Source organism: Actinomadura sp. WMMB 499 (assembly GCF_008824145.1).
GTDB lineage: Bacteria > Actinomycetota > Actinomycetes > Streptosporangiales > Streptosporangiaceae > Spirillospora.
The window spans coordinates 439,135-454,791 of record NZ_CP044407.1; the positions used below are offsets into that span (position 1 = coordinate 439,135).

Genomic DNA, 15,657 nt, shown 5'->3' on the forward strand with positions numbered 1-15,657 from the left:
ACGACATGTTCCAGAACCCGTGGTTCGAGACCGTGGCCGAGGCGCAGCGCCGGGCCAAGAGGCGGCTGCCGCACATGGTGTACGGGGCGCTGGTCGCGGGCTCGGAGCGCGGCCGGACGGTCGGCGACAACTGCAAGGCGTTCGGCGACCTCGGCTTCGCGCCCCACGTCGCGGGCCACCACGCGGAGCGCGACCTGTCCACGACCGTCATGGGCGTGGAGACGTCCATGCCGGTCGTCATCTCCCCCACCGGCGTGCAGGCCGTGCACCCCGACGGTGAGGTCGCGGTGGCGCGGGCCGCCGCGAACCGGGGCGTGATCATGGGGCTCAGCTCGTTCGCGAGCAAGCCCGTCGAGGAGGTCGCCGAGGCCAACCCGAACGTCTTCTTCCAGATGTACTGGAGCGGCGACCGGGACGCGATGGTGCGGCGCATGGACCGCGCGCGGCGCGCCGGGGCGAAGGCGCTGATCGCCACGCTCGACTGGTCGTTCTCCAACGGCCGGGACTGGGGCAGCCCCATGATCCCGGAGAAGGTCGACCTGAAGACGATGGCGAAGCTGGCGCCGGGCGTCCTGCCCCACCCGGGCTGGCTGTGGCGGTTCGCCCGGACCAAGCGGCTCCCCGACCTCACGACCCCCAATCTCCAGCCGCCGGACGGCCCCGCCCCGACCTTCTTCGGCGCGTACGGCGAGTGGATGCAAACGCCGCCGCCCACCTGGGAGGACGTCGCCTGGCTGCGCAAGGAGTGGGGCGGCCCGTTCATGCTCAAGGGCGTCACCCGCGTGGACGACGCCAAGCGGGCGGTCGACGCCGGGGTCACCGCCCTGTCGGTGTCCAACCACGGCGGCAACAACCTCGACACGACGCCCGCGACGATCCGCGTGCTGCCGTCGGTCGCCGAGGCCGTCGGCGACCAGATCGAGGTGCTGCTGGACGGCGGGGTGCGGCGCGGCGGCGACGTCGCCAAGGCGCTCGCGCTCGGCGCCCGGGCCGTGCTGATCGGCCGCGCCTACCTGTGGGGCCTGGCGGCGAACGGGCAGGCCGGGGTGGAGAACGTCCTCGACATCATGCGCGGCGGCCTCGACTCGGCGGTGCTGGGCCTCGGGCACTCCTCCGTCGGTGAGCTGTCCCCGGCCGACCTGGCGGTCCCGCCCGGGTTCGCGCTGACGCTGGGCGGCGGGGAGGACTGACGTGCGGGACCTGGCCGGCGCCGCCTGGCCCGAGGTCGGGGCGGCCTCGGTGCTGGTGCCGGTCGGGTCGACCGAGCAGCACGGACCCCACCTGCCGCTGTCCACCGACACCGTGATCGCCGCGGCCGTCGCGGAGCGCGCCGCGGCCGCCCTGGACGGCCCCGTGCTCGTCGCGCCCGCCCTCGCGTACGGGGCCAGCGGCGAGCACGCCGGGTTCCCGGGCACGATGTCGATCGGACGGGACGCGCTGGAGCTCGTCCTCGTCGAGACCGTGCGGTCCCTCGCGCCGTGGGCGGGCCGGGTCGTGTTCGTCAACGGGCACGGCGGCAACGCCGGGGCGCTCGACGCCGCCGCCGGGCGGATGCGCGCCGAGGGGCACGACGCCGGGTGGGTCGGCTGCGGCGTCCCGGGCGCCGACGCGCACGCCGGGTTCACCGAGACGTCGATCATGCTGTACCTGGCCCCCGAGCTGGTGCGGGCGTCGCGCGCGGTCGCGGGCGACACCCGGCCGCTCGCCGAGCTGATGCCCGAGCTGGTCGCCCGGGGCGTCCGGGCCGTGTCGCCGACGGGCGTCCTCGGCGACCCGGCCGGCGCGTCGGCCGGACGCGGGCGCGAGCTGGTGGACGCGATGGCGGCCGCGGCCGCCCGGCGGATCCGCACCGGGCGGGCGGACGCGCGCGGGCGGCTCCTCGGTCCCGGGGCGGCGACATGAGCGCCTCGTCCCGGTTCCCGCTTCCGCCCGGTTTCCCGATCGCGCTGGACGAGGGGACGTCGCTGTGGTCGGGCGGCCGGGTGGCGACCGGCGGCGCCCCGTGGAAGGTGGTGCGGCTCGCCGACGCCGCCCGCCCGCACCTGGCGGCGCTGGCCCGCGCGGGCGGCGGCGGTCTGGCCGCCTCCTCGCCCACCGGCCGCGCGGTGGCCCGGCTGCTGCTCGACCACGGGCTGGCCCGGCCCGTCCCCTCCCCGCGCCCCGGGCCGCACGGGGTGACCGTGGTGATCCCCGCGTACGGGCGGCCGGACGAGCTCGCGCGCTGCCTCGCGGCCGTCGAGGGGATGCCGGTGATCGTCGTGGACGACGCCTCGCCCGACCCCGGACCGCTGCGCCGCGCGGCCGCCGCCGCCGGCGCCCGGCTGGTGCGGCACCCGGTCAACCGCGGCCCGGCCGCCGCCCGGAACACGGGCCTGCGGCTGGTGGAGACCCCGATCGCCGCGCTCGTCGACTCCGACTGCCGCCCCGACCCCGGCTGGCTGGACGTCCTCGTGCCGCACTTCGACGATCCGCGCGTCGCGGCCGTCGCCCCGCGCGTCCGTCCCGACCCCGGCGACCCGCGGCTGCTCGCCCGCTACGAGACGGCGCGGTCGGCGCTGGACATGGGCGTCCGGCCCGCGCTCGTCCGTCCGGGCGGCCGGCTCGGCTTCGTGCCGACGGCGACGCTGCTGGTGCGGGTCGCGGCGGTGACCGATCCCGCCTTCGACGAGGAGCTGCGGCTCGGCGAGGACGTCGACTTCGTCTGGCGGCTGGGCGACCGAGGCTGGAACGTCCGGTACGAACCGGCGGCACGGGTCGCGCACACGGCGCGGCTGGACCCGGTGGAGTGGGCGCGGCGGCGGCACGAGTACGGTACGTCCGCCGCCGACCTGGCGCGGCGCCACCCGGGCAGGCTCGCACCGGCGCGCCCGTCGCTGTGGAACCTCGCCGTCCTGGGCCTGCTCGCGCGGGGCCGTCCCGGGCTCGCCGCCGCCTGCGGGGCGGCCGCCGCCGCGCTGCTGGCCCGGCGGCTGGCGCGGCTGCCCGCCGACTGGAGCCTGGCCGCCGCGATCGTCGGGAAGGGCGTGCTCGCCGACGCCGCCGCCCTCGGGCACGCGCTGCGCCGCGAGTGGTGGCCCGCCGGTCTCCTCGTCCTGGCCGCGGCGCCGCGCCGCCGCACCGCCCGCGCGGCGGCCCTGGCCATGCTCGCGCCCATCGCGCTCGAGTGGCTGCGCGAGCGCCCCGACGTCGACCCCGTCCGGTACACCGCGCTGCGGCTCGCCGAGGACGTCGCCTACGGGTCGGGCGTCACGGCGGCGTCGGTGCGGGCGCGCTCGTCCGCTCCGCTCCGCCCGGACGTCCGGCTGCCGGACGGGCTCTCGGCCACGCGCGCGGCCGGACGGGCGAGAGCCGCCGGGAAGCGCCTCCGCTCCGCGCTCCGGATCAGCGGTTGATCGCTCCCATGTCGACGTTCAGCTGGGAACCGGTGATGTACTTGCCCTCGTCGGACGCCAGGAACGCGACCAGGTTCGCGACGTCCTCGGGCTGGACCATCTGGTAGGGCAGCGCGGGCATGTAGAGCGGCGCGAGGGTCGGCGACGTGGCGAGGTGGTCCCCCATCGAGTCGTCGGTCATGCCGGTGGCGACGCCGTGCGGGTGGACGGTGTTGACGCGGATGTCGTGCTCGCCCAGCTCGTTCGCGAGCACCTTGGCCAGCCCGACGACACCGTGCTTGGAGCTGGCGTAGTGGGCGAGGAACGGCAGCCCCTTCGAGCCCGCCACCGAGCTGGTGATGATGACCGAGCCGCCCTGCCCCTGCTCGATGAGCGTGGGCACGGTGGCCTTGACCGTCTTCCACACGCCGGTGAGGTTGACGTCGATGAGGTCCTGCCACTGCTCCTCGGTCAGCTCCCAGGTCCGGCCGTAGTTCACGATCCCCGCGTTGGCGACCACGATGTCCAGCCGGCCCAGCTCGGCGACGCCGTCCCGGACGGCCGCCTCCAGCGCGGGCAGGTCGCGGACGTCGGCCTTGCGGGCGACGATCCGGCGGCCCTGCTGCTCGACGAGCTTGACGGTCTCGTCCAGCTCGGCCCGCGTCGCGGGCTCGTAGCGGACGTACGAGCTGGCCGAGTCGGCGAGGTCGATCGCGATGACGTCGGCGCCCTCGGCGGCGAGCCGCACGGCCTCGGCCCGGCCCTGCCCGCGCGCGGCACCGGTGATGAAAGCGACCTTGCCCGTCAAACGTCCCATGGGAAACCTCCGTGTCGGCAGCGGGTCCGCTCATGATGGCACTCAGTGCCAAAAAGAGCAATGACCCTCCCGACCTGCGTTTCGCCGCACGGAGGCGGCGAAGGGGAGGCCGCGGGCCCGCGGCCTCCCCGGGACGCGACGTGTCCCGCTAGGCGCCGTCCTCCTCCGCCATGGCGAGGAGGCGGTCGAGGACGGCGGTGCTCTCCTTCAGCCCGTCGTGCTCGTACTCGTTGGTGATCCACGGCCGCAGCCCGCGCACCGCGCGCGCCGTCTCCAGGGAGAACTCGCGCGGGACGAACATGTCGTCGTGGTAGACCGCCGCGTAGACGGGCACCTCGTTGCGGGCGAGCCGGCCCGGGTCGTACAGGCGGGGCCAGTCGTCCTTCGCGGCCAGCAGGTGCGCGGTGTCGCGCAGCGGCACGAGCGCCGGATCCTCCTCGAAGTTGAACGGGTAGTACGTCTCGCCCGTGAAGGCGAACGGGGCGCCGCCCTCCAGGTCGAACTCCGGACGCCCCCGGTAGACGCGCTCGGCGGCCCAGTTCGTCGCCCCGCCCTGCGCGTAGATCGGCTCCTGGAACAGCGCGTAGAGCGGCCGGGCGGCGAGGCTGGTCGCGTCGTGCACGCCCGCGAGGAACGTGTCCGAGAGTTCGGGGCCGTCCGGGCCCTCGACGAACGCCTCCTCGAGGAGGAAGTGCAGCGTGTCGAAGCCGGCGCGGGTGCCGAGCCCGAGGCCGAGGCCCTGGAAGCGGCGCGGCGACAGCCGCTCGCCCGTGGGCATCCGGACGTCGCGTTCCCGGAGATGCCCGACGATGCGGGCGCACAGGTCGCGGTCGCCGGGGTGGCGGGCGAAGTACTCCTCGTTCTTCTCCAGCGTCCGGTCGAACGTGAGCCCGTAGACGTCGTCGGCCGTCCCGGTGAGCGTCGGCAGGCCGCCGGTGACGAACGAGCGCCGCAGCCCTTCGGGCGCCAGCGACAGGTACGCCATCGTGATGAACCCGCCGTAGCTCTGCCCGAGCGTCGTCCACGGCCGCCCGCCGCCGATCTCGCGGCGGAGCGCCTCGGCGTCCCGGACGATCGCGTCGGCGCGGAAGTGCGCGAGGTACGCGGCCTGCTCGGCCGGGCCGCCGAGGCGGGCGAGGGTCCGCCGGTTCGCGGGCGTGGACCGGCCGGTGCCGCGCTGGTCGAGCAGCACGACGCGGTGGTCGTCCAGGGCGCGCCCGACGAACCCGCTCCCGGACGCGGGCCGCACCGCCTTGCCGCCGGGGCCGCCCTGCAGGAACAGCAGCCGGGGCAGGTCGGCGTCGGCCTTCGCGGCGGTGACGACCTCGCGCGCGTACACCTCGATGCGCGGGCCGTCCGGACGGTCGTGGTCGAGCGGGACCTCGATGACGTGGTCGGTGCAGACCAGGCCCCGCTGCCGGAACGTTCCAGCGATCATCAGTAGCCCGGGATCCCGAGCCGGTGGCAGATCTCGACCAGCTCGGGGTGCACGTAGCGGCCCTCGATCTCGATCGCCTCGCCGTCCAGGTAGATGGACGGGTTGAGCAGGCTGCCGTCGGTGTGCGCGGGGGCGAGGAACGGGTCGCCGCCGATCCAGGCGCCCTTCGTGCCGAGGCCCAGCTCGACGCAGCCGAAGATGCGCTCGTCCTCGACGATCCGGCCGGTGGGCTGCGTGACGCCGGGGTTGAACCCGAGCGACCAGTGCGCGACCCGGTACATGTTGCGGCCGACCTCGGGGTCGTCGGCGGACTTCACCTGGTCCTCCATCCAGCGGCGGAAGACCGTCGCGTCGGTGCCCTCGCCCTCGATCGAGGTGACGGTGCCCTCGCTGACCTCCATCCGGATCGGGGAGCGGATCAGGCCCAGGTCGTTCGGCGGCCAGACGGCGCCGTCGAACACCAGCACGCCCTCCTGGGTCTCCTCCAGAGGGTTCCAGGAGATCTGCCCGGCCAGCATGACGGTCTCGCCTGGCTTCTCGGCGGGCTTGCCCCGCAGGTTGATCGGCCGGCCGCCGTTGCGGGCGCGCAGGTCGGTGCCCGCAGGGGTGGTGATGCGCACCTCGTCGGCCTTCTCCAGCAGCCGGACGAGCGCCTTGCCGAGGTCGATCGTCCCCTGGAAGTCCACCCGCGCCACGGTGTCGACGAGCATCTGGACGTCCATGCCGGTCAGGTTCGCGTAGCGGGTGCCCTGCGCCATCGCCGCGCGGAACGCGTCCGAGTGCATGATGTACGCGAGCGCGTACTCGATCCACACCTGCGAACGGGCGACCGCGCCCGCGACCGGGCCGGGCGGCTCCATCGCCGAGGACGGCCGGGTCGGGTACCACACGACCGTCGGCGTCGCCCCGGCCGCCGCGACCGCCTGCGCGGTGACGTCCACGACCCGGGAGTCGGTGGAGCTGTCCGCGGTGATCACGACGTCCTCGCCCGGCTTGACGAGCATGATCTCCTCGACGAGCTTGCGGGCGCCGAGCGCGGCCTCGTACGAGAGGTACTCGGGCCGGGACTCGATCCGGCTGGTGACTTCCACTTCGTCCTTATCCCTTCACTACGCGGCTGACATCGGTGAGCGAGCCTCCGGCGATCAGTCCCGAACCGATCAGGTTCAGCTCGCCGCTCGCGGCCTCGGGTCCGCGCACCCGGGCCCAGATGATCCTGAAGGCCAGCGCGCCGAGCACGAACCAGCAGGCGTACGGGGTGAGGATCAGCAGTCCGGTCGCCAGCAGCACGCCCATCTGCCGTTCCGGCCCGCCGATGAACTGGATGAGCGCGCCGGGCACCGCCCAGATCAGGATGTTGGTGAGCGTGGAGGTGTCGGTGAGGCCGCCCGCGACGGTGTCGGCGTAGACCTTCGACACCGGCGGGATCTCGCCGCCCTCGAAGTAGGACTTCCAGGTCACCGCGACCACGGCGAGCGCGACGGCGAAGCCGACGAGCTGCGCGATGTACTGCTGCTTGCGCCCGGCCCGCTCGACGAGCCGGTACGGGGTGCCGCCCTGCCGCAGGATCCAGCCCGCCTTCAGGTCGTAGCCCATGTCGGCGAACGCGGGACCGGTCGCGGAGATGTAGGCGACGAACAGCGCCAGCGGCACCGTCGGGATCCCGATCACCAGGCCCAGCACCATGAAGATCAGCGTGACCGCGAACGCCGGGAACCAGCCCGAGTGCATCGCGGCCAGGCCGACGATCAGCTGGTGCACCAGTGCGGCGAAGCCCGCGAGCAGGCACCAGCCGATCAGCTCGATCACCGACAGGTCGCCGAGGATCCCGCCGGTCAGCGCCACGACGAGCGCCCCGAAGACGAACAGGACGTACCCGTGGGCGAGCGCCCGCCGCAGCCCGTTCTCGTCCACGGTGGGCCGCATGGCCTCGGCGGTCTGCGCGCCCACGGCCGTGCGGCCGTCCCGCTCCTCGCGCTCGGCCCGCTCATCCTCGGCCTTCTCCTGCTGTCGGCGCGCGAGCAGCACGACCGCCTGGATCAGGGCGACGAGCCCGGCGCCGACCATGAAGCCGTGCGGGATGTACATCTCGTTGAGGTCGACGTCGAACCACTCCTGGCCGTACTGGTTCACGCCCAGCCCGACGCCGAACATGCCCAACGCCCAGATGTTGCCGATCAGCGCGACGCCCGCCGCCGAGACCGGCAGCGCGTTCCCGGCGATCTTGACGAACGAGCCGAGGAAGCCGACCAGGCCGCCGATGCCGAGCACGACGGCCTTGCGGCCGCCCTCGTCCCCGGCCACGATCGTCTCCGCCGCGGCGACGCCGGGCGGCCACGTGGAGCGGGCCGGGAACAGCTTGGAGTCGAACACCCGGTACAGCACCAGGGAGTCGACGAACAGCCCGATCCCGGCGCCCAGCAGCATCGGCCAGACCAGGTCGGGGCGGCCCAGGACGAACGGGACGCCGATCGGCACCAGCAGCGAGTTCGCGGCGGCGAACGTGGCGCCGGAGATGGCGCTCTGCACCAGGTTCTGCCGGTGCACCGACCGCATCTCGCGCAGCTTGCGGGCCGGGACCCGGCCCACCAGCATCGCGATCAGCGCACCGATGACCGAGGTGTTGGCCGAGATGCCGAGCGTCGTCACCAGGTGCAGGCCGATGAGCGCGCCGAGCACCGACAGGGCGATGGTGAGGATCAGGACGACCGGCTCGTACGCGCGGGGGTGCGATTCCGGCCCGCGCAGGGCCGCCCCCTTCAACGATGGGATGGTCACAGGCTCTTCCTCACTGCTCTTCGGCCCCGCCGCCGTCGAGCAGGCGGCTCAGCGACCCCGCCGCGCCGCGCACCCGCGCGATGGTGGTGTCGATCTTCTCCGTGACGTTGTGGTGCGGGCCGATCACGACCAGCGAGCCGACGACCTCCCCGGCGGCGAACACCGGCGCCGCGACCGAGGTGACGTTGAGGTCGTACTCCCCGTGCGAGATCGAGACCCCCTCCCGGCGGACCCGCGCGTAGACCTCGCGCAGCTCGCCGGGGTCGGTGACCGTGGTGTCGCTGAACCGCTCCAGCGGTCCCGCGCCCAGCAGCCGCCGGACGTCGTCGTCCGGGTAGAACGCGAAGATGGCGTGCCCGGCGGCGCCGCCGTGGGCCGGGAGCGTCTCCCCCACGATGGCCGAGTACCGCATGGGCCCGGCGGCGTCCACCGCCAGCGCCGTCCGGTAGCCGGCACCGTGCGGCACGTTCAGAACGGCGCTCTCGCCCAGCTCGCGGGCGAGCGCGGTGAGCTGCGGCCGGGCCGCCGCCTCCAGCGTCCCGCCGCGCTCCGCGGCCCGCGCGAGCACGCCGACCGCCGCGCCGAGCCGGTACCGCCGGGTGCCGGGGTCGGCCAGCACGAACCCGCGGTGCGCGAGCGTCGTCAGCAGCCGGTGCGCGACCGCCTTGTCGAGCCCCAGCTCCCTGGCCAGCTCGCTGACCCCCCATTCCGTCCGATGCTGGAAGGCCAGCAGCACCAGCAGCCCCCGATCGAGGGTCTTGGCCGTACCGCGTCCCGGCTCGCCCACCGCGACCACCTTTCTGTTGCGTTTATCGCAACAGCGTTGCTATTTCTGAGCCGCACTGTATCCGCTGGTCAGTCATTACGGTCAAGCCCGAATGGGGACGTAACGCGGTTTTTACTCGCGGGGGTGCGCTGGGCGAGCCCCGCCCCGCCGCCGTCTAGACTCGTCGGGATGGTCACATCCCGAACCCCGGTGCCCGCCGCGCCGAGGCCGTCCGGCCCCGGCACCTGCACCGGTCCGCCGCCGGCCGGCGCTCGCTGACCGACCGTCCCGTCCGTCCCGTCCGTACCGTCCGTTCCGCCGCCCGCCGGGCGATGCCCACCGCATCGAGGCCCGGTCTCCCGCCGCCCCCACGAGGTGCTTCTCCATGACCGATCCCGTGCACGCCGCCCCCGCGGGCACCGACCCTCCGGCCCCGGCCGCGCGGGCCGGCCTGCTGATCGGCGTCCTGGTCGCCTCGGCCTTCGTGATGATCCTGAACGAGACGATCCTGAGCGTCGCGCTGCGGGACCTGGGCGAGGAACTCGACGTCTCCACCACGACGGTGCAGTGGCTGACCAGCGGATTCCTGCTGACCATGGCCGTGGTGATCCCGACCACGGGGTTCCTGCTCGAGAGGTTCACCCCGCGCCGGATCTTCCTGGCCTCGCTGACCCTGTTCGCCCTGGGCACGCTGCTCAGCGGGGCGGCCACCGGCTTCGGGATGCTGCTGGCCGGGCGCGTGATCCAGGCGTGCGGCACCGCGGTGATGATCCCGCTGCTGATGACCACGGTGATGCGCCTGGTACCGACCGAGCGGCGCGGCTCGATGATGGGCACGATCACCATCGTCATCGCCGTCGCGCCCGCGGTCGGGCCGACCATCGGCGGGGCGGTGCTGTCCTCGCTGGGGTGGCGCTGGATGTTCTGGATCGTCCTCCCGCTGGCGCTCGCCGCGCTGCTCATCGGTGCGATCTGGCTGCGGCTCGATTCCCGGACCAGGCCGGTGCCGCTGGACGTCCTCTCGGTGCTGCTGTCCGCGGCCGGGTTCGGCGGTCTGCTGTACGGGCTGTCCTCCATCGGGGAGTCCGGCGGCGGGGAGCACGCCGTGCCGGCGTGGGCGCCGATCGCGGCCGGGGCCGTCGCGCTCGCCGTGTTCGTGGCGCGGCAGCTGCGGTTGCAGCGCCGCGGCCGGGCCCTGCTCGACCTGCGCCCGTTCACCCACCGCAGCTTCGTGGTCGCCCTCGTCCTGACCGCCCTGCTGTTCATGTGCATGCTGGGCGCCGCGGCGATCCTGCTGCCGCTGTACCTGCAGACCGTCCTGCACACCAGCACGTTCGTCAGCGGGCTGGCCGTGCTGCCGGGCGGGCTGGCCCTCGGGCTCCTCGGACGTCCCGTCGGTGCGCTGTTCGACCGGTTCGGGGCCCGTCCCCTGGTGATCCCCGGTGCCCTGGCCATGGCGGTGTCGCTGTGGCTGTTCACCACGCTCGGGGACGGCTCGCCGCTGGGCGTGGTCATCGCCGTGCACGTCGTGCTCATGGTCGGGCTCGGGATGATGATGACCCCGCTGATGACCGAGTCGCTCGGGGTGCTCTCCGACGACCTGCACTCCCACGGCAGCGCCATCCTCGCCACGCTCCAGCAGGTCGCGGGCGCGTTCGGCACGGCCGTGTTCGTCACCGTCGCCGCGCACGGCAGCGCCGCCGGCTCCGGCGCCCCCGACGAAGGCGGCCTGCGCACCGCGTTCGTCGTCGCCGGGTGCATCGGCCTGCTCGCCGTGGTCGTGTCGCTGTTCGTCCGCCCGGCCCCCGAGCGCGCTCCGGCCCTGCCCCACGACGGCGCGGACGGTGCGGGCGGCGCGGAGCCGCCGGACGGCGCGAAGCTGCCGGACGACGGGCGGGCGACGCGGACACCATGAAGGCGGGAGCACCGTGAACCGGCCCCGCGGCAACCCGCGAGGGGGAGGCGCCCGTGACGGCTGAACCGGATCCGCCGCGCCGCCGGCGCGGCCGCCCCGGCTACGACCAGGAGGCGATCCTCCGCACGGCGGTGGAGCTGTTCAACCGCAAAGGGTACGACGCCACCAGCATGGGCGACCTGGCCAAAGAACTGGGGCTGACGAAACCGGCGATCTACCACCACGTCACGAGCAAGGAGCAACTGCTCGGCCTGGCGCTGGACGACGCCCTCGACGAGCTGACCGCCGTGGTCACCGAGGCGGCGGAGGCACCGGCGGGGCGGACGGCCCACGAGCGGCTCCGCGAGGTGGTGCGGCGCGGCGTCGAGGTGCTGGTGGCGCACCAGCCGTCCGTCACGCTGCTGCTGCGGGTGCGGGGCAACAGCGGCGTCGAGATGGCCGCCCTCGACCGGCGGCGGCGCCTGGACGAACGGCTCGCGGCGCTGGTCGCGGAGGCCGCCGCCGAGGGCGCCCTGCGCGACGACCTGCCGCCCGCGCTGGTGAGCCGGCTGCTGTTCGGCATGGTGAACTCGCTGGTCGAGTGGTACCGCGCGGACGGGGCGTACGATCCGGCGACCGTCGCCGACGCGATCACCACCGTCGCCTTCGAGGGGCTCACCCGGCGGGACGGGCGGGGGCCGGATCAGGCGTCGTAGTCGACGGTGAGGGCGGCACCGACCGGGAACGTCTGGCAGGTCAGGACGAACCCGGCGTCGACCTCGGACGGTTCGAGGGCGTGGTTGCGGCGCATGTCGGCCTCGCCCGCGCGGACGGCGGCGCGGCACGTTCCGCAGACGCCGCCCTTGCAGGCGAACGGCAGGTCGGCGCGCGTCGCCTGGGCGCCCTCGAGGATCGTCGTCTCCCGGGAGACGGTCGAGGTGGTGCGCAGGCCGTCGAGGACCGTGGTCAGCTCGGTCGTCGCCCCGGACGGCGTCCCGGCGGCGCGGCGGGGCTCCGGCGGGGGCGCGTCCACGTAGAACAGCTCGACGTGGACGCGGTCGCGCGGGACGCCGAGCCCGTCGAGGACGGCGCGCGCGTCCTCGACCATCGGGAACGGCCCGCAGAGCCAGACGCGGTCGAACACCTCGGCGGGGACGGGGCCGGTGAGCAGGCGGTGCAGCCGGTCGCGGTCGAGGCGGCCGGAGAACAGCTCGGCGTCGCGGGGCTCGCGGGACAGCACGTGGACGAGCTGGAGCCGGGGCCCGTACCGGTTCTTCAGGTCGCCCAGCTCCTCGGCGAACATGACGGTGCGGCTCGTCCGGTTGCCGTACACGAGCGACACCTGGGCGGCCGGATGGGTCAGGACGGTCGAGGCGACCGACAGCATCGGGGTGATGCCCGACCCGGCGGCGATGCACAGGTGCCGCTCCCCCGCCGCCGGATCGGCCTGCCACGAGCCGGACGGCGGCCGCACCTCGATGCGCGTCCCGGGCGTCACCTCGTGCACGAGCCAGGACGAGAACAGGCCGTCCGGGATCTCGCGGATTCCGATGCGCGGGGCGGCCCCGGCCGGTGCGCAGATCGAGTACGTCCGGCGGTGCTCCCGCCCGCCGATCACGCGGCGCAGGGTGAGCGACTGCCCGGCGCGGAACGCGAACGCCTCGCGCAGCTCGCCGGGGACGGCGAACGTGATCGCCACGGCGTCCTCGCAGAGCCGGTCCACCGCCGCCACGGTCAGCTCGTGGAAGACCGCCGACCGGGCGGGCGCGGGCGCGGGAGCGGGCATCTCAGATCTCCTTGACGTGCTCGAACGGCTCGAGGCAGTCGGTGCAGCGGTAGAGCGCCTTGCAGGCGGTCGAGCCGAACTCGGAGGTGCGGCGGGTGGCGGTCGAGCCGCAGCGCGGGCAGGCGGGGGCGCGCCGGGGCGGCCCGAGCGTGAGCGGCACCGGGCCGGACGTCCGGCGGGCGGGGCCGGGCGGGGACAGCCCGGCCGCGCGCAGCGCCGCCCTGCCGCGCTCGGAGATCCAGTCGCTCGACCAGGGCGGGTCGAGGACGACGCGCACCTCGACGCGGTCGAAGCCCGCGTCGCCCAGCCGGTGGACGAGGTCGTCGCGCATGGTCGCCAGGGCGGGGCAGCCCGTGTAGGTGGGCGTGATCGCGGCGACGACCGTCTCGCCGCCGTCCGCGTCCGGGGTCAGCTCGACGCCGCGCAGGACGCCGAGATCGGCGAGGGTGAGCATCGGCATCTCCGGGTCGCGGACCCCGGCGGCGGCGTCCCTCGCGCGCCGGACGGCGCGGTCGCGGGCGGTCACCAGAGCCCCGCCGGGTGTGCGCGCGCGACCTCCTGCATCTCGGCGAGGAGGGGGCCGAACGCGGCGGTGTGGTCGCCGTCGCGGCCCGTTCCCCGCGCCTCCGGGGACACGCCGGCCGGGCGTTGGACGCCGCTCACCTCGAGGACCCGCGCGAGGACGGCGTCCACTTCGGCCGAGAGCGAGGCCGGATCGACGCCGACGCCGATGTCCGCGAGGGAGACCTCGACGGGGTGCGGGGCGAGGAGTTCGGGCAGCAGCGGCCAGAGGGCGTCCAGCGCGGCGACGAGCCTGCGGCGCGATTCGGCGGTGCCCCGCGCGAGGACGAGGAACCAGCGGCCGGCCCAGTCGCGGTGGTAGGCGACCTCCTTGACGCCCTTGGCCGCGACCGCCGCGAGGACGCCGTCCCGGCTCGCGCGGAGCCGGTCGAGCAGCGCCAGCCGGACGGTGGAGAGCAGCAGCAGGCGGACGACGACGTGCGCGAAGTCGCCGTTCGCGACCTCGGCGAGCCGCACGTTGCGGAACGCGCCCGCGTCGCGGAAGAAGGCGAGCGCGTCCTCCGGCGGGACGGGCGAGCCCGCGGGCAGCGCGGGGACGGCGGCCGGGTCGGCCGCGGCGGCCCGCGACAGCAGCAGCCGCGCCTGCCCCAGCAGGTCGAGGGCCATGTTCGCGAGCGCGATGTCATCTTCGAGGTCGGGGGCGCGGCTGCACCACTCCGCCAGCCGCTGCGACATGATCAGGGCGTCGTCGCCGAGCATGAGGCAGTACGCGGCGAGGGCCGCGGGGTCGGCGCCGGCGGGCGGCGCGGTGTCGACGCCCGCGAGGGGGTCCTCGAACCCGGTGCCGAAGGCCCACCGGGACGCGTCTCCGGCGCCCTCGACGAGTCCGTCGAAGACGCTGCCGTGATCGTCGTTCGTCATCGCCCGCCTCCGTTCACATGTGCGGCACGTCGCCGGGGATGTCGTAGAAGGTGGGGTGCCGGTAGACCTTGTCGCCGCTCGGGGCGAACAGCGGGTCCTTCTCGTCCGGGCTGGACGCCGTGATCGCGTCGGCGCGCACGACCCAGATGCTCACGCCCTCGTTGCGCCGCGTGTAGACGTCGCGGGCGTGCCGCAGGGCCATCGCGTCGTCGGGCGCGTGCAGCGACCCGACGTGGACGTGGTTGAGGCCGCGCTTGCCGCGCACGAACACCTCGTAGAGCGGCCATTCCCGCCGGTCGGCGCTCATCCGGCTCCCTCCTCCGCGCGGTCGGCGAACGCGGTGGCCGCCTCCCGCACCCACGCGCCGTCCTCGTGCGCGGCCCGCCGGTGCGCCATGCGCTCCGCGTTGCAGGGCCCGTCGCCGCCGATGACGGCGGCCAGCTCGGCCCAGTCGGGCTCGCCGAAGTCGTGGTGGCCGCGTGCCTCGTTCCAGCGCAGCTCCGGGTCGGGCAGGGTGACGCCGAGCGCCGCGGCCTGCGGGACGGTCATGTCCACGAACTTCTGCCGCAGCTCGTCGTTGGAGTTGCGTTTGACGCCCCAGGCCATCGACCGCGCGCTGTTCGGTGAGTCGGCGTCCGGCGGGCCGAACATCATCAGCACCGGCCACCAGAACCGGTCCACCGACTCCTGCACCATCGCGCGCTGCTCGTCCGTCCCGCGCATCATCGTCATCAGCAGCTCGTAGCCCTGCCGCTGGTGGAACGACTCCTCCTTGCAGATGCGGATCATCGCGCGGCCGTACGGGCCGTAGGACGTGCGGCACAGCGGCACCTGGTTGCAGATCGCGGCGCCGTCGACGAGCCAGCCGATCGTCCCGACGTCGGCGTAGGACGGCGTCGGGTAGTTGAAGATCGACGAGTACTTCTGCCGTCCCGCCAGCAGCAGGTCGGTCAGCTCGGCGCGGGAGACGCCGAGGGTCTCGCAGGCCGAGTACAGGTACAGCCCGTGCCCGGCCTCGTCCTGCACCTTGGCCAGCAGGATCGCCTTGCGGCGCAGGGACGGCGCGCGGCCGATCCAGGCGCCCTCGGGCTGCATCCCGATGATCTCGGAGTGCGCGTGCTGGGCGATCTGCCGGACGAGCGTCCTGCGGTAGGCGTCCGGCATCCAGTCGCGGGGTTCCACGCGGTCGCCCCGGCCGATGGTCGCGTCGAACGCCGCCCGGAGCGCCGCGTCCGGGCCGGTGCCCGGTTCCGCGGGTGTCGTCGTCACTGGTCCCTCCCGGCGTCGACGCATTTACTTACCGTTCGATCAGTAATAACGTGACACGAGACCGCCGCCCGGCGCAAGAGGGGGTGCCGGCCCGC

General features: G+C 74.5%; 15 protein-coding genes. 5 read left to right on the forward strand and 10 right to left on the reverse strand.

Going from position 1 to position 15,657, the window contains the following annotated elements; genetic code table 11:
- Positions 1 to 5: 5 nt before the first annotated feature.
- The 3 genes from mftD to mftF are packed head-to-tail and all read left to right on the forward strand — an operon-like array spanning position 6 to position 3,392.
- Positions 6 to 1,190 (forward strand): pre-mycofactocin synthase MftD, encoded by a 1,185-nt coding sequence (gene mftD / locus F7P10_RS02080; protein WP_151007816.1) that lies wholly within the window; start codon positions 6 to 8, stop codon positions 1,188 to 1,190.
- Position 1,191: 1 nt separating this feature from the next.
- Positions 1,192 to 1,902: a mycofactocin biosynthesis peptidyl-dipeptidase MftE gene (gene mftE, locus F7P10_RS02085; protein WP_151007817.1), complete on the forward strand. Its 711-nt coding sequence runs from the start codon at positions 1,192 to 1,194 to the stop codon at positions 1,900 to 1,902.
- A complete protein-coding gene (gene mftF / locus F7P10_RS02090; RefSeq protein WP_151007818.1) occupies positions 1,899 to 3,392 on the forward strand; it encodes a mycofactocin biosynthesis glycosyltransferase MftF in 1,494 nt (497 codons plus the stop codon). Before mftE ends, mftF begins: the two co-directional genes overlap by 4 nt.
- On the opposite strand, the gene F7P10_RS02095 is transcribed toward mftF, so the two are convergent.
- From F7P10_RS02095 to F7P10_RS02115, 5 genes are all read right to left on the reverse strand, one after another.
- Positions 3,382 to 4,188: a mycofactocin-coupled SDR family oxidoreductase gene (locus F7P10_RS02095; protein WP_151007819.1), complete on the reverse strand. Its 807-nt coding sequence runs from the start codon at positions 4,186 to 4,188 to the stop codon at positions 3,382 to 3,384. The genes mftF and F7P10_RS02095 overlap by 11 nt on opposite strands.
- Before the next feature lie 148 nt (positions 4,189 to 4,336).
- A complete protein-coding gene (locus F7P10_RS02100) occupies positions 4,337 to 5,626 on the reverse strand; it encodes an alpha/beta fold hydrolase (protein ID WP_151007820.1) in 1,290 nt (429 codons plus the stop codon).
- Complete coding sequence (locus F7P10_RS02105; protein ID WP_151007821.1) at positions 5,626 to 6,717, reverse strand: hypothetical protein; 1,092 nt, start codon at positions 6,715 to 6,717, stop codon at positions 5,626 to 5,628. The genes F7P10_RS02100 and F7P10_RS02105 overlap by 1 nt, the downstream gene beginning before the upstream one ends.
- A 7-nt stretch (positions 6,718 to 6,724) precedes the next feature.
- Positions 6,725 to 8,404, reverse strand: coding sequence for an OPT/YSL family transporter (locus F7P10_RS02110; protein WP_151007822.1), 1,680 nt, complete (start codon positions 8,402 to 8,404; stop codon positions 6,725 to 6,727).
- Positions 8,405 to 8,414: 10 nt separating this feature from the next.
- Complete coding sequence (locus tag F7P10_RS02115; protein ID WP_151007823.1) at positions 8,415 to 9,191, reverse strand: IclR family transcriptional regulator; 777 nt, start codon at positions 9,189 to 9,191, stop codon at positions 8,415 to 8,417.
- A gap of 364 nt (positions 9,192 to 9,555) precedes the next feature.
- Between F7P10_RS02115 and F7P10_RS02120 the strand changes: the two genes are divergently transcribed.
- Together F7P10_RS02120 and F7P10_RS02125 are read left to right on the forward strand one after the other, a co-directional pair.
- Positions 9,556 to 11,085: an MDR family MFS transporter gene (locus F7P10_RS02120; RefSeq protein WP_151007824.1), complete on the forward strand. Its 1,530-nt coding sequence runs from the start codon at positions 9,556 to 9,558 to the stop codon at positions 11,083 to 11,085.
- A gap of 53 nt (positions 11,086 to 11,138) precedes the next feature.
- Complete coding sequence (locus F7P10_RS02125) at positions 11,139 to 11,780, forward strand: TetR/AcrR family transcriptional regulator (RefSeq protein ID WP_151007825.1); 642 nt, start codon at positions 11,139 to 11,141, stop codon at positions 11,778 to 11,780.
- Here F7P10_RS02125 and paaE read toward each other — a convergent pair.
- Genes paaE through paaA form a run of 5 tightly spaced genes read right to left on the reverse strand, consistent with a single transcriptional unit; the run spans position 11,768 to position 15,562 of the window.
- Entirely contained in the window at positions 11,768 to 12,850 is a 1,083-nt protein-coding gene (paaE, locus tag F7P10_RS02130; RefSeq protein WP_151007826.1) for a 1,2-phenylacetyl-CoA epoxidase subunit PaaE, read from the reverse strand. The genes F7P10_RS02125 and paaE overlap by 13 nt on opposite strands.
- Before the next feature lies 1 nt (position 12,851).
- Entirely contained in the window at positions 12,852 to 13,379 is a 528-nt protein-coding gene (gene paaD / locus F7P10_RS02135; protein WP_151007827.1) for a 1,2-phenylacetyl-CoA epoxidase subunit PaaD, read from the reverse strand.
- On the reverse strand, positions 13,373 to 14,293 hold the full coding sequence (paaC, locus tag F7P10_RS02140; protein WP_151007828.1) for a 1,2-phenylacetyl-CoA epoxidase subunit PaaC: 921 nt from the start codon (positions 14,291 to 14,293) through the stop codon (positions 13,373 to 13,375). Before paaC ends, paaD begins: the two co-directional genes overlap by 7 nt.
- Positions 14,294 to 14,306: 13 nt before the next feature.
- Positions 14,307 to 14,600 (reverse strand): 1,2-phenylacetyl-CoA epoxidase subunit PaaB, encoded by a 294-nt coding sequence (gene paaB / locus F7P10_RS02145; protein ID WP_151007829.1) that lies wholly within the window; start codon positions 14,598 to 14,600, stop codon positions 14,307 to 14,309.
- On the reverse strand, positions 14,597 to 15,562 hold the full coding sequence (paaA, locus tag F7P10_RS02150; protein WP_218040332.1) for a 1,2-phenylacetyl-CoA epoxidase subunit PaaA: 966 nt from the start codon (positions 15,560 to 15,562) through the stop codon (positions 14,597 to 14,599). The genes paaB and paaA overlap by 4 nt, the downstream gene beginning before the upstream one ends.
- Between the last annotated feature and the right edge of the window lie 95 nt (positions 15,563 to 15,657).